We start from the raw sequence: 25,212 nt of genomic DNA, 5'->3' as shown, positions 1-25,212 counted from the left end.
GAAAATGGGTTTTCACGTTGCATAATCCGAGTGTGATGCCTTTCCTGCAATATGCGGATAATCGCGCTTTGCGTGAGAAAATCTTCAACGGTTATATCAACCGGGGGAATAACGGCAATGAGGCCGATAATAAGAAGGTGGTCCGCGATCTGATTACCTTACGCCTGGAAAAGGCTAAACTGATGGGATATGACGATTATGCTTCTTTTGTTTTGGAGGATCGCATGGCGAAGTCTTCGGATAAAGTATATGCTTTGCTGAATGAAGTCTGGACGCCTGCCCTTGCGAAGGCCAAAGAGGAACTGGCCGATATCAATGCCGAAATCAAGAAAGAGGGCGGTAACTTCGAAGCGGAAGGCTGGGACTGGCGTTATTATTTCGAAAAGGCGAAGAAGGCGAAGTTCGATCTGGACGAGAATCAAGTGCGTCCTTACCTGAAATTGGATAATGTCCGCGACGGTGCTTTCTATGTCGCGGGTAAATTGTACGGTATCACTTTTACACCGGTCCGGAATATCCCGTTGCCCCATCCCGAAGCGCAGGCTTTCGAATGTAAGGATAAGGACGGTACGCATTTAGGCATCCTGTATTTCGATTTCTTCCCGCGTGCAAGCAAAAGGGGAGGGGCTTGGTGCGGAACCTATCGTTCACAGACCTATAAGGACGGCGAGCGGCTGGCTCCGGTTGTCACGATCGTGTGCAACTTTTCCCAGCCGGCGGAAGGACAACCTGCCCTGTTGAGTGCCGACGAAGCGGAGACATTGTTCCATGAGTTCGGCCACGGCCTGCATAACCTCTTCAAGGATGTTCATTATTACGGAGTGTCGGGCGTTCCCCGCGATTTTGTCGAGTTGCCGTCTCAGATCATGGAACATTGGGTGTTCGAACCGGAGGTCCTGAAAGTATATGCAAAGCATTACCAAACGGGCGAGGTCATTCCGGCTGCCCTGATCGAGAAACTGGATAAGAGCGGCAAATACGGGCAGGGGTTCGCGACGACCGAATATCTGGCTGCTTCCTTGCTCGATATGGATTTCCATGTCCTGAAGGAAGTACACGACGGTGCGGATGTCATGATGTTTGAAAAGGCGGTCTTGGGTGACCGGGGTTTGCTGAAACAAATACCTTCCCGTTATCGGACGACCTACTTCAACCATACGATGGGCGGCGGCTACACGGCCGGTTACTACAGCTATATCTGGGCGGAAGTGCTGGATGCCGATGCTTATGAGGCGTTTAAAGAAACCGGAGATATCTTCAATCCTGAAATGGCGGCCAAATTCCGGACATATGTTCTGACACCGGGCGGAATCGACGATGCGATGGATATGTATAAGAATTTCCGCGGCAAGGAGCCGAATACGGAACCTTTATTGAAGAACAGGGGGCTTAAATAATTCCATAACCGGATTTTAGAAGATGAAACAGGCTGGATATAAGATGAAGGAATATGGCGTGCCGACAAAACGGTATTGCCAGACATTGGATCTGAAAGATGATCCCGAACTGATCGCCGAATATCGGAAGCGGCATACGGAGGATGAAGCGTGGCCGGAGATCCTGCAAGGTCTACGGAGTGTCGGCATTTTGGAAATGGAGATTTATATCCTGGATAACCGTCTTTTTATGATTGTGGAGACTCCGCTCGATTTTGACTGGGACGAGGCTTTTGAGCGGTTGGCCGCTTTGCCTCGCCAGGAGGAGTGGGAAACGTATATGTCTATCTTCCAAGTAGCCCGTCCGGGTGCTACTTCTGCCGAGAAATGGCGGATGATGGAGCGGATGTTCCATTTATATTGATCCCGAAATGGATGATCTTTCTAAGGAAGATAGGGGCGAATAAAAGAAAAGGGGGCATCGAAAAAATCGGATGTCCCCTTTTCTTTTTTATTTGATTCGGATTTATTTTATCGTTACAGTCAACGGTTCTTTCAGATTCTGTGCGAATTTCTGTACATAATCGAACCATTTGCCGGAGTTTTCAAACCCCCATTTGCTCCAACCGGCGCCACTGTAATAGGTATAGCTACTACCGGGGTTGTAGGTGCTATAGGCCAAAACATGGCCGTCTGCGCCGCGTTCAGCTTTTTCTTTGTCGGAGAATGTGACGGCCTTAGCTTCGTTGATCTTTTCCGGGAATACGGCTGCTACATAAATTTGTCCGTTTACGGGATCAGCGGGATCGGCATAGGCGATGTAGCCTTTTGTCGCATCGGCCTGGTAGTCTTCGCTTGGTTCATGCAAAACGATACCGGTCACAACAGGAGTCGCTTCGGCCAGGTTATCGTAGGTGATGGTGAATTTATTCATCTGCGAACCAGCGTCGAGAGAGATCACGCGGGTTTCGATCACATTATTGTTTCCTTTCACGGTCAGCGGATTGTAAACCAGTTTTACCGTGAAACGCAACGGGCCGTTGTCCAGAATCTGGTAGTCTTTGTAGCAATATGGATAGACAATAGAGTCGTTTACCAATAGGGCGGAAGTTCCGGCACCTAACGTCGGGCCTACCTTATAATAATCCAATCCGTTACCATGATCGATATGATAGGAAACAGATTCGGCCAACTGCTGTGCTGCTTTCGGATCGGTCTTGCGCAGTTCTGCAATTTTAGCCCTTGTTTCCGGATCCAGTTCGGTTTTGTAACGCATGTCGACGATCGGTTCGGATACGCATTTTACCCAGATATCGCAACCATAAGCTTTCTCGCCGGTAGCTTGCAAGGCCGGGCCGTAGGTGCGGAAGGCGATGCGGTCGTTTTCCCAGGCAACATCGTCCACACGTTCGGGATATTGTTTACCGCAGGCAATCGTTTTGAACGTTTCGGGTGTTCCAGGCATGATTTTGTATGTTACGTTTTCACCGGCTTTAACGGAAACCGGGAAAATGATCTTGTTGTCATACGTTACCTGGTAAGGAACTTGCGAACCTGTGTTGTCTGAAATGACGAATGTCTCACCCTTCAGTTTGGCGACGGCGTCTGAAGTGATTTCGGTGATTTCGTTCGTGCGGTCCGTGGCAGACGGATTGTTGATGGTTATCTCGACCACTTTCTCCTGCGTGCACGCAAACGCGGAAGCTGCCAACAATAAGCTGAAAATCTTTTTCATAAATTTGTTATGTGTTTAATTTTAATGTATTCGTTGATGCCGGTTTCTCAAAATCCGGTTGTAAAAGTAGGGAATATTCGTTAAGTTTTCAAAAGTAACCATCAGTTTGTTGAGCAGATTTATTGTTTAAAAGCTATTTATACTTTTTTTGTGCTCATATGCTCCGGAATTGTTTCTGCCTGCAATGTTCCGTTGGCACTTGCGGTATGAACCGGTAGAAATATAAATTATAGGTTCACCCTGATTATTTGATTGTCGAATATAAAGCATATGGTCGAGTTGTCTATCCATTCGATGTTGCTTTGTATTATAACGGGATTTGTGAAATCTTTTTTCTGGTATCCGGTTATTTGCCTGTAAGATTGAGAAACATAGTCGTAAATCCATACTTGAAGACTCCCTGACCGGTCTGAAATAAAAGCAAGTTTCTGTTGGTCCGGAGACAGTGAAGGTGCATAATCGTTCCAATCGGAAGTCATAGTCGATATGATGCTTTTGCCTGATATGGAGGCTCTGTGGATATTCTCGTTTTGTTGTCCTCCACTGAAAAGGTATTCATTCTCGTCTATCCAACAAAAGCTTGAAAGACCATAATTTTTATTGAGATTCAGGATAACCGTATCTTTCTTGGATGAGAGGTTGAATATATGTAGGTTCTTTAATGAAGCATCCTGATATAGAAGCCGGTCATTATTGGGGGATATGAGTGCCTCTTTGCTACATCTCAAAGGATGGTCTGTTGGAAAAGGCATTATCTCTTTTGTTTTGCAGTCGTACAGGTGAAGCAGCCCTTCTTTGTTTTTGAAAAATATTTTCTCTCCTGTCCTGTCCCAACTTGGGTCGGTTCCGTCCGTTACAATCTGTTCCGTAGATGATCCGTTGAGATCGGTTAACAAAATCGAAGAAGAATCTTCGTAATTGGAATTGTAATAAACGATTTTGCCTTTAACAGGATTATATGAGATATGTTGCCCATAGGTATAATCTTGTCGTGCCACTGAGATTATGGTATGTTGTACCGGTTGCGGATTGGGAACAACCATGATTGTCGGAGTTTGGATTGTAGGGAATCCTTTTTTATGGGACAAGGTATAAATGTAATACGGCTTACCGTTTGTTGCCTTGAATGTATAGGAGTCGCCATCGTTGCTCAATTGGCCGGCTGTGTAGATCTTGTCAAAAGGTCCGTCCGGATTGTCGGAGACATAAAGTTCGCAATGATCCGGTGCGTAGTATTCGGTTGGTGGCCCGTCAACTGTTCCGCAGACAAATTTAGGGGTTTTACTCAGGTCTATCCGGATAGATTGATCTCCTATAACCGGATATGCACTGAAAGAATCCATGGCGGAATGCTCGTAATCTATATCATTGCATCCTATCATAACCGAAAGGAGTAAAAAGCAAAGTCCTTGTGTCGTTTTCATAACTGAATGTTTTATGTGTTGATACAATAATGATGTTTGAGATCATCGAAAGGTTGCGCCGTCTTGTTATTATTATAGATATATTAAGAAGTGATAATTGTCTCTACTCCTTATGGGTTAGTAGCTCATACGTTTCCTTTATTTTTAGCTCCATGTCCCGGTACAGTTCTTTTATCAGTGTAGTGTCTAACCTGTCTTTCTCCCATTCGGCCTGTCTTGAAATAAACAATTCGAATACTTGATCATTGGTGGAAGCGAGTTTTTGCATATAACCGGTATTTCTGTTATTCCACAATAGTTGCCAGTGCAAGTACTTCTGTCCGTTTCCACGGTGGATGGAATAAACGCGATCTTTCAACTTAGAAGCATATAAGCAGAGAGGTGCGGTTTTATAATTGGCATCATAGGAGGTGAGAGCCGGCTGATCTGTTCCCATCTTTACCCATAGAGGGACCATCATGGAAGTGGGAGGATAACCTAAGGATGTCCACATTGTTGTCAATTCCGCATTCATTCCGGGTTTGACGCCTTGTATGACGATGGAGGCCGTGCTTTCCGAGCGGGGAATAAAGTCTTGTTCGACAAACCAACCGGAACGACGGTTCGGATCTCCGTCCTCTGTCATCAGGTCGATATCCAGCAGGCTGTTATAAAAAGAGCAGGATGCTTTTCTGAAGATATTACGGGGCGTGAAACCTTCTGCTTTCATTTCTTTAAAGATTTTCCGGGCATTGTCATATCGTATATAACCTAAGCCTGCATCTTTGTGTCCTTCAAAAGAAAAATTCGTGTAAATAATATAGCCGTCAGGAGCGAGAGCTGGGTCGTTCACGTCCTTTTTATAGTAACGTTCGTTGTTTGTCTCGTAATAGGCTGCCCCTCCATAAGCATCGATTACACCGAAGTTGGCTTCCACACGCAAAGGCCGGGGGAGTGTATCTAACAAATGCTCAAAGTCGGCGATCGTCCTGCATGTTCCGAGGGCTTTTTTCATAAGCATTCCTTCCTGATCCATATCCTTTATATCGTCATCTTTCAGATTGAAAGACGCAGTATTCATAATTGAAAACCCAGTTTCGTTGCTACCTGTCCAGATAGCATCCGCTTGAGTGCTGTCGCTGTTGGCAAGTCCGAGGAAACGATATCCGCCTTCGTTCATGAAAACGATATGGTTATAAGGTACACCCGTATCACGGTGTTTCCACATTAACGGTCTTCCGTCCGGTGTCGCCTTGCCGGAGATGATGATAGAAGTACATGCTTCGGAATGTTGAAGGATGATACCTAAACAAGCGAGGATAATGAACAATTTTTTCATGGATTTAATTTTAACGTTACAAAAGTACGTAAATAATGTACTTGTCCCGATAATATTATGCTCAAATATAAAGTATAATTCATTATAACCTAAAAAAGATTTTGTTTTGAAGAATGCTGATTCATATAATAGTGTATCTTTGTAAAGAAGCCTTTTGATGAGAGTCGGGGCCAAAGATTGATGAAAAGAAGGTTTAGCTATAGATAATTTAGATAATCATTAAATCGAAAGATCATGGGAGCAAAGAAGAATTTTGTGCTTGACACGAATGTCATATTGCACGATTACAAGTGTATTGAGAACTTTCAGGAGAATGATATTTATCTTCCGATCGTCGTGTTGGAAGAGTTGGATAAGTTTAAAAAGGGGAGCGACCAGATTAACTACAACGCCCGCGAGTTCGTACGCGAGTTGGATACGTTGACCAGCAACGATCTCTTTTTAAAGGGAGCCTCGCTTGGACCGGGTAAAGGTACTTTGCATGTGGTGACCGGTGACAAATATCAGGAAAAGATTTATCAGTCGTTCCCGGAAAAGACCGCGGACCATCGTATTTTGTCATGTACGTTGTCGGTTGCCGAGGCGGAAAAAGACCGGAAGGTAAAAACCATTCTGGTGACAAAAGATGTGAACCTGCGTATGAAAGCGCGTTCGTTGGGTATCGAAGTGGAAGATTATATAACCGACAAGGTTATTAATGTAGACATTTTCGAACGTGCACAAGATACTTACGAAAATATAGATCCGGATCTGATTGATAAAATGTATGCTTCGTCTGAGGGTATTGATGCCGATCTGTTCGATATAAAGTCGAAACTGGACCCGAACGAATGTTTTATCCTGAAGAGCGTGCGTAATTCTGTCTTGGCTCGTTATAATCCATTTACCAATAAATTTAAGAAAGTAGACAAAGGCAGTAATTATGGTATTCAGCCTCGCAATGCGGAACAGAGTTTTGCTTTCGAAGTGCTGAATGATCCGGATGTGAAACTTATCGGGCTGACAGGAAAGGCCGGAACCGGCAAAACTTTGCTGGCTTTGGCTTCTGCTTTGAAGCAGGCGAATGTTTATAAGCAGATTCTGCTGGCACGTCCTATCGTCGCTTTGGCGAATAAGGACTTAGGATTCCTGCCTGGTGATGAGAAGCAGAAGGTGGCTCCTTATATGCAGCCTTTGTTTGATAACCTGAATGTGATTAAGGGGCAGTTTGCACCCGGTGGATCGGATGCCCGCAAGATAGATGATTTGCAAAAGAACGGGCAACTTGTGATTGAAGCATTGGCCTTCATCCGCGGTCGAAGCCTTTCGGAAACGTTCTGTATCATCGATGAGGCGCAGAACCTGACTCCGCATGAAATTAAAACGATTATCACCCGTGCAGGAGAGGGAACGAAAATGGTATTTACCGGGGATATCCAGCAGATCGATTCTCCTTATCTGGATGCACAGAGTAATGGCCTCGCTTATATGGTTGATAAAATGAAAGGGCAGGAACTGTTTGCCCATATCAATCTGATCAAAGGCGAACGTAGCCAATTGTCTGAATTAGCTTCCGATTTGCTCTGATAAAAGAAATATTGAAAAGGAGGTGTACACGAATACTCATACAGCTAAAATAGAACTATATGGATATCCTTCTTATTATTTTAGGGATACTTTGTTTGCTGGCCGGGCTGGCAGGTTGTTTTTTGCCTGTATTGCCCGGTCCGCCTGTTTCTTATGTGGGTTTGTTGCTTTTGCACTTTACGGACAAAATCCATTTTAGTACTACACATTTGATTTTATGGGCTTTTCTGGTCATAATTGTCCAGGTGATGGATTATGTGACGCCCATGTTGGGCACAAAATACAGTGGAGGTGGTAAATGGGGGAATCGGGGATGTATGATCGGAACCATTGCCGGTCTTTTCGTCTTTCCACCCTGGGGTGTGTTGATCGGTCCGTTTGCAGGGGCCGTCATCGGCGAGTTGCTTGGGGGAAAGAAGTCTGCCGAAGCTTTTAAAGCGGGATTAGGGGCTTTTGTCGGTTTTCTGTTCAGTGTGGTGATGAAAGTGTCGGTTTGCGGCTATTTTATCTACTGCTTTGTTGCGGCGCTATTTTAATAAACTTTATTTCTCCATTTTTTGTTATCTTTGTAGATTAATAGGGCTGTGGCAAATAATTATCAAATATGAAAAAGATTATTAATCCCTGGGAGGGATTGGATGGATATATGTGTTTTGGCTGTGCTCCGAGTAACCCGATGGGACTTCATATGGAGTTTTATGAGGACGGTGACGATATTGTGGCTTATTGGGAGCCGGAAGCCCATTATCAGGGCTGGTTGAACACGTTGCATGGCGGAATCCTGACAACCTTGATGGACGAATTGGCCGGTTGGGTGGTGCTTAGGAAGTTACAGACTTCGGGTATGACCTCACGCCTGGATGCCCGCTTTCTGAAAAGTCTTTCTACCCGCGAACCCCGGCTGACAATTCGGGGACGCATCAAAGACCGTAAACGAAATGCAATCTTTATCGAAACGGAAATCTATAATTCACAAGATGAATTATGTACGCGTGCCGATCTGGTCTATTTTATAGTCACACAGGAACAGGCGACGGAAAAATTTCATTTTGCAGGATGCAAAGCAGAAGGTGAATGAACAATAAAACATAAATAACAAATGAAGTATATTGGAGCACATGTGTCGGCATCTGGTGGAGTTGAGAATGCTCCGGTGAATGCGAATGCGATCGGGGCGAAGGCCTTTGCCTTGTTTACCCGTAACCAGCGCCAATGGAAATCTTCTCCACTGACGAAAAAGAGCATTTCCCTTTTTAAAGAACGTTGTGAGGAATTTGGTTATGCGGCGGAGCATATTCTTCCGCATGACAGCTATCTGATCAATCTGGGACATCCGGAAGCAGATGGTTTGCAGAAGTCACGGGATGCTTTCCTGGATGAGATGCAGCGTTGTGAGCAACTGGGACTGGATCGTCTGAATTTCCATCCCGGAAGCCATCTGAACCAGATGGATGTGGAGGATTGTCTGACGCGTATAGCCGATTCGGTCAACTGGGCGTTGGACCAGACTTCGGGTGTATGTGCCGTATTGGAAAATACAGCTGGACAGGGAACCAATTTAGGATATACCTTCGAGCAACTTGCTTACATTATTGACAAAGTGGAAGATAAATCCCGTGTCGGAGTGTGTATAGATACTGCCCATACGTTGGCAGCAGGCTATGATATCAAGACTGTCGAAGGTTTTACGGAAACATTCCGCCATTTTGATGAAGTAATCGGTTTTTCTTATCTGCGCGGCATGCATGTAAACGATTCCAAGAAAGATCTGGCTACCCGTGTGGACCGCCATGACAGTATTGGGAAAGGAGTGATGGGGCTGACTACATTTAAGATGCTGATGGAAGATCCCCGGTTTGATAACATTCCTTTAATTCTCGAAACGCCGGATGAGTCTATTTGGGCGGAAGAGATTGAATATCTGTATTCTATATAAAAGCGAAAGGAGCGGTCTTCTCAGATCACTCCTTTCTATTTAACCAAAACCTTAACTATGAAAGCCCAAATGTATAATGCTTTTTTAAAACGCGCAAGAGTTTGAGGTGAAAAAGCCTCTCTTTTGTGATTTGATAACAAATTTAAATATATTGTGCTATGTTTATTTTAATGCCTGTCATCTTTGTCTTAGGGATTCTTGCAATCGCATTGGAAGATAAGATAAAGATAAATAAAGCTGCGATAGCTCTGTTTATGGCAATATCACTATGGATGATATTGATGTTTGACGCCTATGACATTTTCGTCGAACGCTCCAGTCCTTTGTTCCAGGAGTTTCTGACTCAAAATCCGGAAATGGCAAATGCCCCTCTGAAAGATCAGTTTATTACATTTATTACAAACCGTTCGATTGTTTATCATTTAGGGAATGTAGCCGAAACGCTTTTCTTTGTCATGTGCTCCATGCTGATTGTCGATATCGTGGATAAGCATGGTGGTTTCCGGGCTGTTACCGGATATATCCGTACTGCCAATAAAAGGAAATTATTGTGGTATATAAGTTTTGCCACTTTCTTCTTTTCCGCCTTGTTGGACAACCTGGCAGCTGCTATCGTGATTATGGCCGTGTTGCGAAAATTGGTTCCGGACCGGACGGATCGTTTGAAATATGCTTGTATGGTGATTATTGCGGCGAATGCAGGTGGTTCATGGTCTCCGATCGGTGATGTGACGACCATTCTGCTTTGGGTGGGCAAGAATGTCACGGCGATGCACCAGATTTCGCACGTGTTCCTCCCGGCATTGATAAACTTGCTTGTGCCGCTGACGATTGCCAATTTCTGGTTGTTTAAGAAGGATGCGACTTTGCGTGTGATGAGCGAGGAGGAAATGGCCGATGAATATACACCGGAGATTCCGAATCATTCACGCCGGGTGATCTTTGTGATCGGTGTTCTTTCGCTGGCATTGGTGCCGGTCTTTCAGATGTTGACGAATCTTCCGCCTTTCTTAGGTGTTTTGCTGGGCTTGGTGATCCTGTGGTTTTATACGGATATTATGTATAGCAAACTGCATATGCACGAATCCGATAAATTGCGTATCTCCCAGTTGCTTCCGAACATCGACCTGTCGACGATCTTTTTCTTCCTGGGTATCCTGATGGCGGTAGGAGCCTTGGAAACCTCCGGCCAGTTGGGCTTGATGTCCGCTTTCCTGGATAAGCATGTGCATGAACCTTATCTGATCAGTTTCGTGATCGGTGTTTTGTCTTCCTGTGTGGACAACGTGGCTTTGGTGGCGGCAACAATGGGTATGTATCCGATTGTGCCGGATGCGGCTAATCTGGCTCCTTATGCCCAATTCTTCGTGTCGGACGGAGGTTTTTGGACGTTCCTGGCCTACTGTGCCGTAACCGGTGGCAGTATCCTGATTATCGGTTCTGCGACCGGTGTAACGGTAATGGGACTGGAAAAGATCGATTTTATGTATTATACCAAACGATTTTCAATTCTGGCACTGATTGGCTATTGCTGCGGTGCCGGCGTATATATATTATTATTTACATAAACTTTATTTATATGAGAAAAACATGGATTTTGATGGCAGTCTGTGCCGTAATGCTTTCCGGAATGGAAGCTCTTGCATGCACAGGACTGCTGGTAGGAAAGAAAGCCTCGGTCGACGGTTCCGTTATGATCAGTTATGCGGCGGATTCACATACGTTATATGGGGAACTGTATCGCTGGCCGGCAGCTACCTGGCCGAAAGGGGCAATGCTGGATATCATCGAGTGGGATACCCATAAACCGCTGGGACAGATCCCGCAGGTGGAACAGACCTATTCTGTGGTCGGTAATATGAATGAACATCAGGTTGCGATTACGGAAAGCACTTTCGGGGGCCGTTCCGAGTTGGTCGACACGACTGGTATCATGGACTACGGCAGTCTGATTTATGTCGCTTTGCAACGTTCCAAGACGGCGCGGGAGGCTATCCAGGTCATGACCGGGCTGGTTAAGGATTATGGCTACTATAGCAGTGGGGAAACATTCTCTATTGCCGATAAGAACGAAGCCTGGGTGATGGAAATGATTGGTAAAGGCCCTGGCAATAAAGGGGCTGTCTGGGTAGCTATCCGTATTCCGGACGATTGTATTTCGGCTCATGCCAACCAATCCCGTATCCAGCAGATCCCGTTTGATGACAAGGAGAACTGCATCTATTCACCAGATGTTGTCTCTTTTGCTCGTGAAAAAGGTTATTTCAGTGGGAAAGATAAGGATTTCAGCTTCCAGAAAGCCTATTGTCCGTATGATTTCGGCTCTTTGCGTGGTTGTGAAGCCCGTGTATGGTCTTTCTTCCGCAAATACGATAAATCGATGGATCAATATGCAGACCTGATCAAGGGCGATGTGACGAAGAAGCCGATGCCTTTGTATGTCAAGCCTGATCGTTTGCTGTCTGTTCAGGATGTGCAGAACGGCATGCGCGACCATTTTGAAGGTACGGATCTGGATATGACGAAGGATGCCGGTGCCGGTCCTTACAAGGTTCCGTATCGTTGGCGTCCGATGACTTTCGAAGTGGACGGCCAAGAATATACGAACGAGCGTGCTATTGCTACGCAACAGACCGGTTTTGTGATTGTTCCGCAGATGCGTAACTGGTTGCCGGATGCTGTCGGTGGTATTCTTTGGTTCGGTGTGGATGATGCGGATATGGCTGTCTTTACGCCTGTCTATTGTTCGGTGACAGCTTCTCCCGAATGTTATCGCGTCGGAAATGGTGATATGATGAATTTCTCCTGGACATCCGCTTTCTGGATCCATAACTGGGTGGCTAATATGGCGTATGGTAAATATAGCTATATGATTCAGGATATCCGTCCGGTTCAGCAGGAGTTGGAGAGCGGTTATCAACAGACAGTTCCGGCTATCGATAAGGCGGCAATGGAATTGTATACCAAGGATCCGGCGGAAGCGGTCAGGTTCCTCACTTGGTTCAGTTCTACGACTGCCGACCAGGCAACGGCCCGTTGGAAAAAATTGGGAGAATACCTGTTAGTCAAATATATGGACGGTAATGTGAAGAAGGAGGAAAACGGTCAATTCAAACAGAATGGTTACGGATTATCCGAATATCCGGATTTCCCCGGCTACGATGAAAACTATTACCGTAGTATTGTAAAGAGCGCAGGTGATAAATTAAAAGTAAAATAATATGCCTTTATAGGAAAAAATACTATATTTGGCGATAGATATTGTTGAACTAAATAAGAAAAGTATGAAAAAATTAATTGTTATGTTGATGTTGACGCTGTTTAGTATAGGTGCGTATGCACAGACACAGCAGGGTCAATCTTCATTCGGTTTCAACTTAGGTTACAACTTTAATGATGTCGGCAATGCTACTTTAGGCATCGATTATCGTTATTGTGTAACGGATGCGTTTCGTTTGACCCCGTCTATTACTCATTTAGTAAAGAATGATGGGTTAAGTGCATGGGCAATCGATATGAATGCTCATTATGTATTTAAATTGAGTGAGATGTTCGGTTTTTATCCGTTGGCAGGCTTAAGCCTTTCGTTTTGGAAAGCAGGTCCTTGGGATGCAACTCGTTTTGGAGCCAATATCGGCTTGGGAGGTGAAGTGTATGCGACAGATCGGGTTTCTGTCGGCTTGGAAGCCAAGTATAATATTATAAAGGATTTGGATGCCGCAGCGTTGGCTGTCCGTGTCGGATATAATTTTTAAGTAACCGGATTTTTGTACAATAAGAAGGGGAGTGGCGGCACATCCCCTTTTTATTTTTATATCCGTTCTACCACCGTTCGTATTCTTCGAACGTAATGTTTTGGAAATCGGGTATGACCTGATAGACCTTGTCTTTTAAAGACTCTTCGGTATTGGTCGTACTAAGTCCGATAACCCGCATACCTGCATTGGTCCCGGCCTGTATTCCGGCAAAAGAATCTTCAAAAACCAGACTGTCGGAAGGTGATACATGCAGGTCGGAGGCGGCAAGCAAATAACACATCGGATCAGGTTTCCCTTTTGTGATCCGGTCGGCGCTCACGACCGTATCGAACAGATTGTCGAGTTTCAAAAGGCGGAAGGCCCGTTTTAGTTTGGCATCGTCGGAGCTGGTGACCAAACCGACTTTTACATCTTTGCTTTTCAGAAGATGGATAAACTCCATCGCACCCGGAACCGGTGGAAAAGGCATCTGCTGTTCGAATTCCATTGATTCGCGGGTTACCATTTCCTTAAATTCTTCAGATCGGTCGGAAAAATACTTCTCCAATATATAAGGTAATGTCGTCCCTTTGATATGGGATGCGAAATTGGGAATTCCTGTCTGGTAGCGTTCTCCCGCTTCGTTCCAGTAAATATCGTAAATAGGTTCTGTGTCTACAACCACACCGTCGAAATCAAAAAAGGCAGTCTTCATAAACTGTTGTTTCATAAAAATCCATTCATTTATAATAATTTGAATGCAAATATACTTCTTATTGGAGTATAATTAGTTACATTTGCGTAAAATCACAAAAATCGTTAGACCATGAAGACACGATTTGTTATCCTCGTTGTTGCTTTATTTTGTTTTGTACCCTTCTCACAGGCACAGTCATTGGCAGACCGTATTGGTGTTTGTACCTCTGTGAATAAAGCTTCTTTATTGAAACAAGCCGGTTGTTCGTATGTGGAGATCGGCATCCGTTCTTTTTTGGTGCCGGATAAACCGGACAGTGTTTTTGCCGCGAATTTGAAGGAGGCAAGAGATGCCGTATTGCCGCTATATTCTGGAAACAGTTTTTTCCCCGGAGATCTCCGGCTGACCGGGCCGGATGTTTGCCTGGATAAGATTATGGAATATGGAAAGATTGCGATCAGGCGTGCGCAGGAAGCCGGGGTTAAGGTTCTGGTGCTGGGAAGTGGAAGTGCCCGCAATATTCCTGACGGTTTCAGCAGGGAAGAGGCTGTCGGGCAATTTGCTGCCTTATGCCGGAAACTTGCCGAGTATGCGGCCGGCCATGATGTCTGTATCGTGATCGAGCCTTTACAAAGTTCGGAAACCAATTTTATCAATACGGTACGCGAAGGAACGGAAATAGCCGAAGCGGTCAATCATCCTAATTTGGGCGTATTGGCGGACTTCTTCCACATGTTGCGTGAAAATGAAGATGCCGGGGCGCTTATCGATGCCGGTAAATGGCTGAAGCATTGCCATATCGCGGAAAAGGAGATCCGGTCGGCTCCGGGAGTGAAAGGAGATGATTTTACGCCGTTTTTTAAGGCTTTGCACGATGCCGGATACGCCGGGGCGCTCTCTATTGAATGTAAATGGGAGAATATGGATAATCAATTGGCGGCTTCGGTTGCTGCAATTAAAGAACAAATTCATAAATCTTATTGACTTTTTTGAGATTTAATGTTGTGGAAGTGTAAAAACTTATATCTTTGTGCACGTACACATGTTTTTTAACGAAAGGAAATTGATTGTCTAACTAATATAGTATCAGAAAAAGCAAATGAAAGCGTATTTGAATTTAGCAGCTTTGTCTCTGACTTTGCTGTGTGGTGCCTGCCAACCTAACGACGGATGGCAGAAGTTGTTTAATGGTAAGGACCTTACCGGCTTCAAGCAGTTGAACGGAGAAGCCCCTTACCGTGTGGAAGACGGTTGTTTGGTCGGTAAATCCGTCTCTGGCCAACCGAATAGTTTTATGGCAACAGAGTTGGATTATGGCGATTTCATTCTGGAATTTGAAGTGAAGTGCGATCCGAGCTTAAACTCCGGAGTGCAGTTCCGTAGCGAGAGTTTGCCGGATTATCAGAATGGGCGTGTACACGGTTATCAGTGTGAAATAGACCCGTCCGACCGTGCCTGGAGCGGTGGTGTTTATGATGAAGCACGCCGTGGCTGGCTGGTTCCTTTGACGGATAATGATGCCGGTCGCGCTGCTTACAAAAGAGATGACTGGAATAAGTATCGGATTGAAGCTATCGGTAACAGCATTCGTATCTGGTTGAACGGTGTGAATACAGCCAATTTGGTAGACGACATGACTCCGAAGGGCTTTATCGCTTTCCAGGTTCATGGAATCGGTAAAGATATGTCTAAAGAGGGCAAGGAAATTTGGTGGCGTAATATCCGTATTAAGACGGAAAATCTGGAAGCCGAGCGTATGCAGGGCCAACTGGCACCGGAAGTGAACTGTATTCCGAACACGCTGACCGAAACGGAAAAAGCGGCCGGTTGGAAACTGTTGTTCGATGGCAAGACTTCTAACGGATGGCGTGGTGCCGGACAGGAAGCATTCCCGGAAAACGGATGGAAGATCGAAAATGGCGAACTGACTGTTATGAAGAATGGCGGTCCGGAGGGTAAAAGAGGCGGCGATATCCTGACTGTCGATGAGTTTGGTGCATTTGAACTGAGCTTTGAGTTCAAATTGACGGAAGGTGCAAATAGCGGTATGAAATATTTAATCCAGGAAAGCGAGAAGAATAAAGGTTTTGTGATTGGCCCGGAATACCAGGTGTTGGATGACAAGCTGCATCCGGATGCCAAACTGTACACGACTTATCCCGGTAGCCGTACGGTTTCCAGCTTGTACGATATTATCCCTGCGAAAAACAAACGCTTCAATGGTGTCGGACAGTGGAACAAGGGAGTTATCAAAGTATTCCCAAACAAACATGTCGAACATTGGATGAACGGCTTTAAGACCCTTGAGTATGATTGGGCATCGGATGCATTCCTGGAAGTCGTGAAGGGCAGCAAGTTTGCTAAGAAAGAATATAATGAATTCGGTGGTTTCGGTACTGCCGATAAAGGTCATATCCTTTTGCAGGATCACTGGGACGAAGTTTCTTTCCGGAATATCAAGATTAGAGAACTCAAATAGTTTACTAAAAAATAGGAACCATGACAACACGTAGAGATTTCCTTAAACACAGCGCTTTAGGCGCAGCCGGTCTGACTATTGGCGGACTGGGGTTCAGCACAGAGAGTTACGCTAACATAATGGGCGCAAACGAGAAGATTCGTGTGGGTATCGTCGGCTTTTCAGACCGTGCCCGCCATTCTCTGATTCCTGCTTTTATGGCTTGTGCCGACGAGTTGGGATTTGAAATCGTCGCTATTTCCGACATCTGGAAACGGCGCAGAGAAGAAGGCGTTGCTTTCTTCCAGGAGAAATATGGAAAGAAAGTGAAAGCCTTCCGTAACAACGAAGAACTGTATGACGCAAAAATGTGCGATGCCGTGATCGTTGCCACTTCCGACTTCCAGCACGCCTTGCATTGCATCGAAGCGGTTCAAGCCGGATGTGATGCTTATGTAGAGAAACCTTTTGCTGAAACGATGGAGGATGCCCGTGCCGCCCGCAAAGCTGTGTTGGAAAGTGGAAAGATCGTGCAGATTGGTTCCCAACGCCGTTCGGCGCCCAATTATCATGCTGCTAACGACTTTATCCGTTCCGGTAAGTTCGGTAAGATCACGATGGTGGAAATGTGCTGGAACGTTAACCAGCCCGGACGCTGGCGCCGTCCGGCTTTGGTTGCACAATGTTTTGAGAAGGATACTGACTGGAAGCGTTTCCTGCTGAATCGTCCGTACGAAGAATGGGACCCGCGTAAATATTTGGAATATCGCCTGTTCTGGCCGTATTCTTCCGGCATTCCCGGTCAGTGGATGTCACATCAGATCGATACGGTGCACTGGTTTACCGGCTGTAACCACCCGAATAGTGTAGCTGCCAATGGCGGAATCTATCAATGGAATGACGGACGCCGCAGTTATGACACGATGACGGCTGTGTTCGATTATGGGAAAGCCGGTGAGAATTTCCAAGTGGTCTATTCCTCCCGTATGCATAACTCGGCAGGCGGAACAAAAGAATTGTACTTCTCTAATGGTGGTACGTTGAATCTGGATACGAATAAAGTGACATCGGAAGGTGGATTGACCAAACGTTTCGCTGATGAAATGGGCATGCAACCGAACCTGTTGGAAGAATTCGAATTGCCTTCTATCAAGGTGGAAACGGGTTCCAATACAGGAGCCGATCCGATGACAAACCTGCACATGCGTAACTGGATGGAATGCGTGAAGAGCCGCAAGCAACCGAATGCTCCGGTAGATGCCGGTTATAATCATTCCATTGCCAACATCATGTGTACTGCTTCCCTTCGTACAGGGGAAAAAGCGACATTCGATGAAGCAAGGCAGGAAGTGCTTGCCGGCGGCAAAGTCTTTAAATATTGATTATTCGTTCTGTAAAAAGCTGCACAGTACGATTCTTTGACGTACGTCAGCGATAACATTCTTTGTGGAGGTAAGTAGACTGAATGTGTACTTATCTCCATAATTTTTTTGGATCGTTTCCAAGTCTTTCACCGTGCAGAATATAAAGCCGCTTACCGGCTGTTCCTGCCCGAAGTTATGGAACTTGTTACCTAAATAGAAGTTCAGCCCGTAAAGATTGGCGTATGTCTTCAGATCATTCATCACATACATATTCATATCATCCAACGGATATTCTTTCTGGACCTGCTCGGCAAAAGGACGGGCGGAACTTCCCTGGCGTATGCCGCGCATGACAACCCCGTCGATCAGCAAGTTAATGGCAAAGGCCAATGCTATCGTCGCATACAGGATCTTAATGTTGATCTTCTTGAACATCTGATAATAGACAGTCGCCAGAATAGCCAAAAGGACTATCAGGATACAAATTGTCAGCCCGCAGGGATACGCGAACATATTCGACACCAACTCGACCGTTTCCAGTGTCGATTGGCGGCTTGTGTACTGGCTTGCGATCTTGACAGGATCGATTGCTCCGGCCATTGTCAGGCCGACGGCGATCATGACAACGGCTGTGACGGAAGCCATGAAAGCGGCGAATACGCGGGTTACTTTCGTCCGGTATTCCGTAATATATAAAGTATATTGAGCCAGGAAAATAGCGATAAACGGATAGGCCGGCATCAGATAGACACTTCGTTTACTGGAAGGTATCGAATAGAAGAAAATGATACAAACCAATGCTACCAAGCTGAACAGTTTTTCTTTTTCCATCGACCGGATCCTATTCCAGACATCGGCCAGTATCTCTTTCGCCGACTTTTCCGGCTTGTGCAGTTTTAATCCGAATAAAGAGAAAAAGAAGAAGATCGTCCAGGGTACAAATCCCGCAGCCAATGTCATGAAGTTGTACCAGACTCCGTTTTCGTGCCCTAAATTGTAATGGATATCAGGCGTGCTGAGGTGGAAGAAACGTCCGAGATTCTCTGCCAGCACCACGTTCAGGAATGCATCGCCACCCTGTTTCCAGGCAGCAACATACCACAATAAGGGCAGGAACATAGAAGAAATGCCGGCATAAAGAAGCGCTTTGAATATCTCTAAATAAGAGTATTTACGAAGCATCAGCAGATAGACGCCGAAGACAAACAGCGGCAGGATAATCCCCACAGGCCCTTTCGTCAGTACGGCACATCCCAATAAAGCGGGAACGGCGATCGGAACTCCTTTCAGTTCCAGCTTGTCTTCCCATCGGTATAGCTGGTAAAGCCCGATCACCATAAAGGTCGTCAGCAGCATATCCACACGCGTGGTCATGGCTGCCCGGTGTATCTCGATACAGGTGATGAGCAATAGCGTGGCGATGAACGCCTGCTGGAACCGCAATCGCTTGCCAAAGAAAACCAGCGTGAAGCCGATCAGCGTGATAAAGGCCAGCGCAGACGGCAGGCGGGAAGTGAACTCGGAAACATACCCCTGCGGCAAGGAGGCGACTGCCATCAGCCAATGTGCCAATGGCGGCTTATATGCAAATTCGTTCGCATAGACCTGTGGCAAGACCCAGTTGCCGGTTTCGAGCATGGAAACGGCAACCGCCGCTTCGCGGGGTTCTCCTTTAGTCGAAAAATCTCCCACTCCGATCCAGGGAAGGACAGAGATTATGCAAATGACGATAACCATCGTTACCGGCTTTTGCAGATAAAGATATTGAAGAGTAGGTGTGCGCATAGTTTAAATCGGTAAGGAGCTTCCGCCCCATTGAATATATTTTCTAAACTACAAAAGAACGACTTTTTACGGACTTTTTGTTCATTTCGGGAAACTTTTTTATGTTCCTAAACATTCTTTGATGGAAAGCCGGATGATATCCGCATCTTCTTTATTCTCTTTCAGAATGGAGAGGATGAGGTTTAAATAACTCTCCTTATTGCTGATGCCGCAATATTTGCAGAGCTGGGACTGAGGCAACATCCCTTTCTGATTGTAGACGCGAAGGATGTTTTTGTAATCTCCGGTTTCGGCAAACTGAATGAATTTCTCCTTGATTCCCGCATATATTTCGTCTACATGTACGGTGTCGCGGATGCTTTCCACATGTTCGGTCAGTTCGTCCACCGTACTCATCTTCCGGTTCAGAGCCGTTTCCAACTTCTTCTGTACGCGGTGGCGGGCATGAAGCAGAACCTGGCTTTCGAGGTCCTTCAGGAAAAGTCTGATCACGTTTTCTTTGACCTGGTTGAAGACCTGCTCGGGATCTTTCATCAGCCGGCCGGCAACGGTCTTGATAACAGGCTCCAGCATCAGCAGGTTTTCGACTTCGGCAACGTTGGGAACATAGATATGTTGTTCGCGCAGGTAAGCGATTTCTCCTTCCGTGCGACGGTCACGGTCGACGATCCCTTTGGAATCCAGCGTATGGAAATCTTTCAGCTGGGCGAAAGCCTTTGTCGTTTCGATTACCTTCTGGCAACCTCCCATCGGTTTTACCTTGTAGTCGGGGAAGATAAGCGGGTAGAGGCGGCTGTCTATGCTGTTGGAGTCGGTCCCTTCGATGAACAGGATCGGTTTGCGGCTGCCTAAGATCTCCATATAGACCTCTTCCGGGAAGCTGTCGTTGTTTTCGATCAGTTCGTAGTCCCATATCCGGGCGTCCCCATTGTAAGAACGTATCCAGAGGCGCTTGCTGTTGTCGCGGGAGGCGGCGAAGTCGATGTCGTGCGTCAGATACACGTATGTGCAATCCGGGCGCATGGCTTCTATCTCGTCCCACAAAGGATTTTTGATGGAGTCGTGGAGCAGGACTTCCGGCTCTTCAATGATTAACAACGCATTGTCGGGAGCACAGAGCACGGCGCCTATCAGATAGAACACCAGCTTTTCGCCGTCGCTCATCCGGCCGGCCGTATAAGAGTCTCCGTCGATGCTGGTGGAGGCCAGTTCAATAAAGCCCGATTTGCGTACGAGGCGGTTATGCGGGAACATCTTCTCCCAAATCGTCTGGATGCGGTCTATCTTGGTGACCGGCGGCAATAGGTCGGGTGTCAGCTTGCTTTCTTCCTTATACTGGACGGCAGCTTCGAATTCTTCGGTTTGCAGGTGCAGGATCAGCTTTTCATATTCAGACATGCGCGGCATGAAAAGCCGTTCCGCAATCATGGACTGGAGCCTGGCCAGTTCGTTGCCGTCCGCCGGAGCCTTGTTCTCTTCGCTGCTAAGGAAGAGGGAATGCATTCCGGATATCCATACGCTTTGCCCGGCGTAGCGTTGGTGCAAGTTTCTGCCGAAGGAGCTTTTACCGGCTCCGTTAACCCCGATTACGACCAGCACTTTCGTGTCGAGGGCAACGGGGGCTGAAGTATTTTGATTGGTAGGAAGAATTAAATCCATAACAGGTCTCCAATTAGTTTCCCCAAAGGTAAATAAAAATTTCATAGGCGGGAAACAAAAGTTTCGTAGGCATGAAACAAAAGTTCCATAGGCACGGAACAAGAGTTTCATGCCTATGGAACTTTATTTTCTTCCGTATGTACGGACGGTTTAGTAGGCTCGTGCGAACAATACGCGCTGTGCGGAAGGTTGGCCCGTCACCATGCACTTGCCCGGAGTCTTGTCGCCGTCCAGCGGAATACAGCGGATCGTGGCTTTCGTCTCGTTCTTCACCAGTTCTTCCGTTTCGGGCGTTCCGTCCCAGTGAGCCATGATGAAGTAGCCTTCTTCGATCTTTTCCTTAAACTCTTCGTAGGTGTCGACTGTAATCGTCTTTTCCGTGCGGTGGTCGAGCGCTTTCCGGAAGATGTTCTTCTGGATTTCTTCCAGCAGGTTCTGAACGTATGTTTCGATGTTGTCGCAAGTCACGGTTTCTTTTTCCAGCGTATCGCGACGCATCACTTCGATCGTATTGTTCTCCAGGTCGCGTCCGCCCATAGCCAGACGTACGGGAACGCCTTTCAGTTCGTATTCGGCGAACTTCCATCCCGGCTTCTTGTTGTCGGCATCGTCGAACTTGACGGAGATGCCCAACGCTTTCAGCTTGGCAACGATGCCGTTTACCTTTTCGCTGATCTGCGCCAACTGCTCTTCGCTGCGGTAGATCGGGATGATGACCACCTGGATAGGAGCGAGGTGAGGCGGCAATACCAGACCGTTGTCGTCGGAATGGGACATGATCAGGGCGCCGATCAGGCGGGTTGAAACCCCCCATGAAGTGGCCCAGGCGTAGTCGCTCTTTCCGTTCTTGTCGATAAAGGTAACGTCGAATGCCTTGCCGAAGTTCTGTCCCAAGAAGTGGGAAGTACCGGCTTGCAGCGCTTTTCCGTCCTGCATCATCGCTTCGATCGTATAGGTGTCCAATGCACCGGCGAAACGTTCGCTTGCCGACTTGACACCTTTGATGACCGGCATCGCCATATAGTTTTCGGCAAAGTCGGCATATACTTCCTGCATCTTTTTTGCTTCGATTTCGGCTTCTTCGCGTGTCGCGTGGGCGGTATGTCCTTCCTGCCACAGGAATTCTGCGGTACGGAGGAAGAGGCGGGTACGCATTTCCCAGCGCATCACGTTTGCCCACTGGTTACAAAGAATAGGCAGGTCGCGGTAAGACTGGATCCAGTTGCGATAGGTGTTCCAGATAATTGTCTCGGATGTCGGACGGATAATCAGTTCTTCTTCCAGCTTGGCGGCCGGGTCGACTACGACACCTGTACCGTCGTGGTTTGTTTTCAGACGATAATGCGTGACAACGGCACATTCTTTGGCGAAGCCTTCCACATGTTCGGCTTCCTTGCTCAGGAATGATTTCGGGATCAGCAAGGGGAAGTAAGCGTTTACGTGACCTGTTTCCTTGAACATATCGTCGAGGATACGTTGCATCTTTTCCCAAATCGCATATCCGTAAGGCTTGATCACCATACAGCCGCGTACGGCGGAGTTTTCCGCCAGATCCGCTTTGATTACCAGATCCTGGTACCACTGCGAGTAGTTCACACTTCTCGGAGTCAGTTCTTTCAGCTCTTTTGCCATTTCCTTATAATTCTATATGTTTTTTCTATTGATTCCAATTATGACGCGCAAAGGTACAAAAATATTTGTACTTATTATTCCTGCTGCTTGATCGCTTGCAAATATTTGCCTACAATTTCCATATGTTCCTTAAATGCTTCTTTTTGGTATCGTTCCAGCAATTCCGGATGTTTATTCTTTTTTAGGACGTACAGACAAGCATAAAATTGTATGGAACAAAAAAGGCCGTTCCCCGAAAGAAGCGGCCTTTTATTTGTGGATAAGAATTATTCTTATTTGTATGCTTCGCCCTTAACGGCAGCGATACCCGGAAGGACTTTGCCTTCGATAGCTTCCAGCAGAGCGCCGCCACCGGTAGAAACGTAAGAAACGCCGCTTGCCAGACCGAACTTGTTGACACAAGCTACGGAGTCGCCGCCACCTACTAATGAGAAAGCGCCGTTCTTGGTTGCTTCAACGATCGCTTCGCCGACTGCGCGGGAACCGTCTGTGAAGTTTTCGAATTCGAATACGCCCGTAGGACCGTTCCATAGGATCGTCTTGGAGTTCTTGATCACTTCGGCATAAAGAGCGATCGTCTTCGGACCGATGTCAAGGCCTTCCCATCCGTCAGGGATTTCGTTTACGTTCGCATAAGCGGTCTTGGCATCGTTGCTGAAATCGTCGGCGATCTTGGCGTCAACGGCCAATACCAGGTTTACACCTTTTTCTTTTGCTTTCTTCATCAGGTCGAGAGCCAGATCCAGCTTGTCGTCTTCGCAGATCGATTTGCCGATCTTGCCACCCATAGCCTTCGTGAATGTATAAGTCATACCGCCGGTGATGATCAGGTTGTCTACCTTGTTCAACAGGTTTTCGATGATCTCGATCTTCGAGGAGACCTTGGAACCGCCCATGATCGCAGTAAACGGACGAGCGATGTCGTTCAATACCTTTTCGACAGCTTTTACTTCTTTTTCCATCAGGTAGCCGAACATCTTGTGGTCGGTGTCGAAATAATCGGCGATCAGTGCCGTAGAAGCGTGAGCACGGTGAGCCGTACCGAATGCGTCATTTACATAGCAGTCGGCATAAGAGGCCAATCTTTTTGTAAATTCTTTCTGGCTTTCCTTAACGGCTTTCTTGGCAGCTTTCTTTTCTTCGTCCGTAGCATCTTCAGCCAAACCTCTCGGCTTGCCTTCTTCTTCAGCATAGAAACGGAGGTTTTCAAGCAACAATGCTTCGCCCGGCTGCAGAGCAGCGGCCTTGGCGCCGGCTTCTTCGCCGATACAGTCGTTAGCAAACTGAACATCGACACCCAGCAGTTCGGAAACGTGTTTCAGGATGTGCTTCAGTGAATATTTGTCAGTAACGCCTTTCGGACGTCCCAGGTGAGAACCGATGATTACACTACCACCGTCTGCCAAAATCTTTTTCAGAGTAGGAAGGGCGGCACGGATACGAGTGTCGTCTGTGATGTTGAAGTTTTCGTCCAGGGGAACGTTGAAGTCAACTCTTACAAATGCCTTTTTGCCGGCAAAATTGAAATTGTCAATTGATTGCATAACTCTTATATTTAAGTTCTGTATTAAAATATCCTGCTTAGCGGACGCAAACTTACACAAAAATATTCTATTTCGTTGTTTCAAGTTCTATAAATTATCGGCATAAATAAAAAACATCCCTGCTCTGCAGTTTCTGCATGGATGCTTTGAATAGAGGAAGTCGTCCGTTTTGCGCTTTGTTCGGAATCGGTTTTGTCCATTTGACCGTTTCCCTTATTGTCTTATTCTTAAAAAAGTCATTGGTCCAAATCGAAACTACTACCGCGTCTAATTCGATTTTGTACCCCATATAATTCAAATTTCCCGCAAGGGTAATATTTTTTAACAAACAGGAGTTTCTTGTATATTGTTGTGGCTTATGTATTTATGCGATATGCTTGTTTCGGGAGGGGATATTGTATTTTCTTGACGCAAATCGGAGTAGGGCGGCGAGGTGTCTTGGGAATACCTTTCCGGCCTGTCAGGTGCAGGAATAAGGTGTTCCCAAGGCAAGTTGTCCGGCTGTGGAGCTATAGGTCGCTAAAGGTCATTCGGTCAGTTTGAAACGCAGGCGCAGCCGTCCGTCGGCATAATCGTATGTCAGCATTTTGAAATGTCCGATTTCAGACGTGTTGTTGACATGCGCTCCGATACACGCGCAAGCGTCATAGTCTCCGATGCGGACAATGCGCAACGTTTCGCTTGCGTCTTCCGGCAACTTGCTGAGATCGACGATCTTTCCGGCTTCCGCTTTCGGCACAAATTCGATTGTAACCGGCAGATGCCGGTCGATCACCTCATTTATCCGGCGTTCCACCTCTTCCATCATTTCGGCGGTCGGTTCTTCCTGCAACTCGTAGTCGCATTTGCTCTTTTTCCGTTCTATATGCGCATTCTTCGAACGGGGACAACCGAACATACGAACCATTGTCTGGTTCAAAATATGTTCAGCCGTATGCATAGGAGGATATTCCTGTTTGTTGTGCTCGTTTAATTGGATTT

General features: G+C 46.4%; 21 protein-coding genes. 12 read left to right on the top strand and 9 right to left on the bottom strand.

Features of this window, described 5'->3' with window-relative positions; translation table 11 throughout:
• On the top strand, positions 1-1,397 hold a 1,397-nt coding region (locus RDN79_RS16845; protein ID WP_308573293.1), incomplete at its 5' end, for a M3 family metallopeptidase.
• 22 nt (positions 1,398-1,419) lie between these two features.
• Positions 1,420-1,800: an L-rhamnose mutarotase gene (locus tag RDN79_RS16840; protein ID WP_298552323.1), complete on the top strand. Its 381-nt coding sequence runs from the start codon at positions 1,420-1,422 to the stop codon at positions 1,798-1,800.
• 102 nt (positions 1,801-1,902) lie between these two features.
• Here the strand turns inward: RDN79_RS16840 and RDN79_RS16835 are convergent, their stop codons facing one another.
• The 3 genes from RDN79_RS16835 to RDN79_RS16825 form a co-directional block, all read right to left on the bottom strand.
• Positions 1,903-3,111 (bottom strand): DUF4861 domain-containing protein, encoded by a 1,209-nt coding sequence (locus RDN79_RS16835; RefSeq protein ID WP_298552325.1) that lies wholly within the window; start codon positions 3,109-3,111, stop codon positions 1,903-1,905.
• Positions 3,112-3,338: 227 nt separating this feature from the next.
• Positions 3,339-4,535, bottom strand: a complete 1,197-nt coding sequence (locus RDN79_RS16830) for a hypothetical protein (protein WP_298552327.1) — start codon at positions 4,533-4,535, stop codon at positions 3,339-3,341.
• A 103-nt stretch (positions 4,536-4,638) separates the two neighbouring features.
• On the bottom strand, positions 4,639-5,853 hold the full coding sequence (locus tag RDN79_RS16825) for a hypothetical protein (RefSeq protein WP_298552328.1): 1,215 nt from the start codon (positions 5,851-5,853) through the stop codon (positions 4,639-4,641).
• 234 nt (positions 5,854-6,087) lie between these two features.
• On the opposite strand from RDN79_RS16825, the gene RDN79_RS16820 reads away from it, so the two are divergent.
• The 7 genes from RDN79_RS16820 to RDN79_RS16790 all read left to right on the top strand — a co-directional run bounded on the left by RDN79_RS16820 (position 6,088) and on the right by RDN79_RS16790 (position 13,110).
• Entirely contained in the window at positions 6,088-7,419 is a 1,332-nt protein-coding gene (locus tag RDN79_RS16820; RefSeq protein ID WP_298552330.1) for a PhoH family protein, read from the top strand.
• A 59-nt stretch (positions 7,420-7,478) separates the two neighbouring features.
• Positions 7,479-7,955: a DUF456 domain-containing protein gene (locus RDN79_RS16815; protein WP_298552332.1), complete on the top strand. Its 477-nt coding sequence runs from the start codon at positions 7,479-7,481 to the stop codon at positions 7,953-7,955.
• 68 nt (positions 7,956-8,023) lie between these two features.
• Positions 8,024-8,497 (top strand): PaaI family thioesterase, encoded by a 474-nt coding sequence (locus RDN79_RS16810; RefSeq protein WP_008147783.1) that lies wholly within the window; start codon positions 8,024-8,026, stop codon positions 8,495-8,497.
• 21 nt (positions 8,498-8,518) lie between these two features.
• A complete protein-coding gene (nfo, locus tag RDN79_RS16805; protein WP_298552336.1) occupies positions 8,519-9,355 on the top strand; it encodes a deoxyribonuclease IV in 837 nt (278 codons plus the stop codon).
• A 158-nt stretch (positions 9,356-9,513) separates the two neighbouring features.
• Entirely contained in the window at positions 9,514-10,923 is a 1,410-nt protein-coding gene (gene nhaD / locus RDN79_RS16800) for a sodium:proton antiporter NhaD (RefSeq protein ID WP_298552338.1), read from the top strand.
• An 11-nt stretch (positions 10,924-10,934) separates the two neighbouring features.
• Complete coding sequence (locus RDN79_RS16795; protein WP_298552340.1) at positions 10,935-12,575, top strand: dipeptidase; 1,641 nt, start codon at positions 10,935-10,937, stop codon at positions 12,573-12,575.
• 64 nt (positions 12,576-12,639) lie between these two features.
• On the top strand, positions 12,640-13,110 hold the full coding sequence (locus RDN79_RS16790) for an outer membrane beta-barrel protein (RefSeq protein ID WP_298552342.1): 471 nt from the start codon (positions 12,640-12,642) through the stop codon (positions 13,108-13,110).
• 67 nt (positions 13,111-13,177) lie between these two features.
• On the opposite strand, the gene RDN79_RS16785 is transcribed toward RDN79_RS16790, so the two are convergent.
• Positions 13,178-13,822: an HAD family phosphatase gene (locus RDN79_RS16785; RefSeq protein ID WP_298552345.1), complete on the bottom strand. Its 645-nt coding sequence runs from the start codon at positions 13,820-13,822 to the stop codon at positions 13,178-13,180.
• Between the two features lie 96 nt (positions 13,823-13,918).
• Here RDN79_RS16785 and RDN79_RS16780 point away from each other — a divergent pair, with 96 nt between their 5' ends.
• The 3 genes from RDN79_RS16780 to RDN79_RS16770 all read left to right on the top strand — a co-directional run bounded on the left by RDN79_RS16780 (position 13,919) and on the right by RDN79_RS16770 (position 17,629).
• Entirely contained in the window at positions 13,919-14,773 is an 855-nt protein-coding gene (locus tag RDN79_RS16780) for a sugar phosphate isomerase/epimerase (protein ID WP_298552347.1), read from the top strand.
• A gap of 115 nt (positions 14,774-14,888) precedes the next feature.
• Positions 14,889-16,268: a DUF1080 domain-containing protein gene (locus RDN79_RS16775; RefSeq protein WP_298552349.1), complete on the top strand. Its 1,380-nt coding sequence runs from the start codon at positions 14,889-14,891 to the stop codon at positions 16,266-16,268.
• Positions 16,269-16,288: 20 nt separating this feature from the next.
• Entirely contained in the window at positions 16,289-17,629 is a 1,341-nt protein-coding gene (locus RDN79_RS16770) for a Gfo/Idh/MocA family oxidoreductase (RefSeq protein ID WP_298552351.1), read from the top strand.
• Here RDN79_RS16770 and RDN79_RS16765 read toward each other — a convergent pair whose 3' ends face one another.
• The 5 genes from RDN79_RS16765 to RDN79_RS16745 all read right to left on the bottom strand — a co-directional run bounded on the left by RDN79_RS16765 (position 17,630) and on the right by RDN79_RS16745 (position 25,210).
• On the bottom strand, positions 17,630-19,396 hold the full coding sequence (locus RDN79_RS16765; protein WP_298552353.1) for a glycosyltransferase family 39 protein: 1,767 nt from the start codon (positions 19,394-19,396) through the stop codon (positions 17,630-17,632).
• A gap of 99 nt (positions 19,397-19,495) precedes the next feature.
• Positions 19,496-21,055 carry a DUF4435 domain-containing protein gene (locus tag RDN79_RS16760; RefSeq protein WP_298552355.1) on the bottom strand — a complete coding sequence of 520 codons (1,560 nt, stop codon included), beginning with the start codon at positions 21,053-21,055 and terminating at the stop codon, positions 19,496-19,498.
• Positions 21,056-21,205: 150 nt separating this feature from the next.
• Positions 21,206-22,687: a proline--tRNA ligase gene (gene proS, locus RDN79_RS16755; RefSeq protein ID WP_298552357.1), complete on the bottom strand. Its 1,482-nt coding sequence runs from the start codon at positions 22,685-22,687 to the stop codon at positions 21,206-21,208.
• Between the two features lie 272 nt (positions 22,688-22,959).
• Positions 22,960-24,231, bottom strand: coding sequence for a phosphoglycerate kinase (gene pgk, locus RDN79_RS16750; protein WP_298552359.1), 1,272 nt, complete (start codon positions 24,229-24,231; stop codon positions 22,960-22,962).
• Positions 24,232-24,757: 526 nt separating this feature from the next.
• On the bottom strand, positions 24,758-25,210 hold the full coding sequence (locus tag RDN79_RS16745; RefSeq protein ID WP_308573290.1) for a hypothetical protein: 453 nt from the start codon (positions 25,208-25,210) through the stop codon (positions 24,758-24,760).
• Positions 25,211-25,212 lie beyond the last annotated feature (2 nt).

Source organism: uncultured Parabacteroides sp. (genome assembly GCF_902493135.1).
Lineage (GTDB): Bacteria > Bacteroidota > Bacteroidia > Bacteroidales > Tannerellaceae > Parabacteroides.
Note: the sequence above shows the minus strand (reverse complement) of the source record. Positions and strands in the feature narration are given on the sequence as shown.

Coding starts and splice junctions, on each gene's coding strand:
- RDN79_RS16835 (WP_298552325.1), bottom strand. CDS start 3,111: ATGAAAAAGATTTTCAGCTTATTGTTGGCAGCTTCCGCGTTTGCGTGC.
- RDN79_RS16770 (WP_298552351.1), top strand. CDS start 16,289: ATGACAACACGTAGAGATTTCCTTAAACACAGCGCTTTAGGCGCAGCC.
- pgk (WP_298552359.1), bottom strand. CDS start 24,231: ATGCAATCAATTGACAATTTCAATTTTGCCGGCAAAAAGGCATTTGTA.
- RDN79_RS16785 (WP_298552345.1), bottom strand. CDS start 13,822: ATGAAACAACAGTTTATGAAGACTGCCTTTTTTGATTTCGACGGTGTG.
- RDN79_RS16775 (WP_298552349.1), top strand. CDS start 14,889: ATGAAAGCGTATTTGAATTTAGCAGCTTTGTCTCTGACTTTGCTGTGT.
- RDN79_RS16780 (WP_298552347.1), top strand. CDS start 13,919: ATGAAGACACGATTTGTTATCCTCGTTGTTGCTTTATTTTGTTTTGTA.
- RDN79_RS16790 (WP_298552342.1), top strand. CDS start 12,640: ATGAAAAAATTAATTGTTATGTTGATGTTGACGCTGTTTAGTATAGGT.
- RDN79_RS16825 (WP_298552328.1), bottom strand. CDS start 5,853: ATGAAAAAATTGTTCATTATCCTCGCTTGTTTAGGTATCATCCTTCAA.
- RDN79_RS16760 (WP_298552355.1), bottom strand. CDS start 21,055: ATGGATTTAATTCTTCCTACCAATCAAAATACTTCAGCCCCCGTTGCC.
- RDN79_RS16810 (WP_008147783.1), top strand. CDS start 8,024: ATGAAAAAGATTATTAATCCCTGGGAGGGATTGGATGGATATATGTGT.
- nfo (WP_298552336.1), top strand. CDS start 8,519: ATGAAGTATATTGGAGCACATGTGTCGGCATCTGGTGGAGTTGAGAAT.
- RDN79_RS16820 (WP_298552330.1), top strand. CDS start 6,088: ATGGGAGCAAAGAAGAATTTTGTGCTTGACACGAATGTCATATTGCAC.
- RDN79_RS16795 (WP_298552340.1), top strand. CDS start 10,935: ATGAGAAAAACATGGATTTTGATGGCAGTCTGTGCCGTAATGCTTTCC.
- proS (WP_298552357.1), bottom strand. CDS start 22,687: ATGGCAAAAGAGCTGAAAGAACTGACTCCGAGAAGTGTGAACTACTCG.
- RDN79_RS16765 (WP_298552353.1), bottom strand. CDS start 19,396: ATGCGCACACCTACTCTTCAATATCTTTATCTGCAAAAGCCGGTAACG.
- RDN79_RS16840 (WP_298552323.1), top strand. CDS start 1,420: ATGAAACAGGCTGGATATAAGATGAAGGAATATGGCGTGCCGACAAAA.
- RDN79_RS16830 (WP_298552327.1), bottom strand. CDS start 4,535: ATGAAAACGACACAAGGACTTTGCTTTTTACTCCTTTCGGTTATGATA.
- RDN79_RS16815 (WP_298552332.1), top strand. CDS start 7,479: ATGGATATCCTTCTTATTATTTTAGGGATACTTTGTTTGCTGGCCGGG.
- nhaD (WP_298552338.1), top strand. CDS start 9,514: ATGTTTATTTTAATGCCTGTCATCTTTGTCTTAGGGATTCTTGCAATC.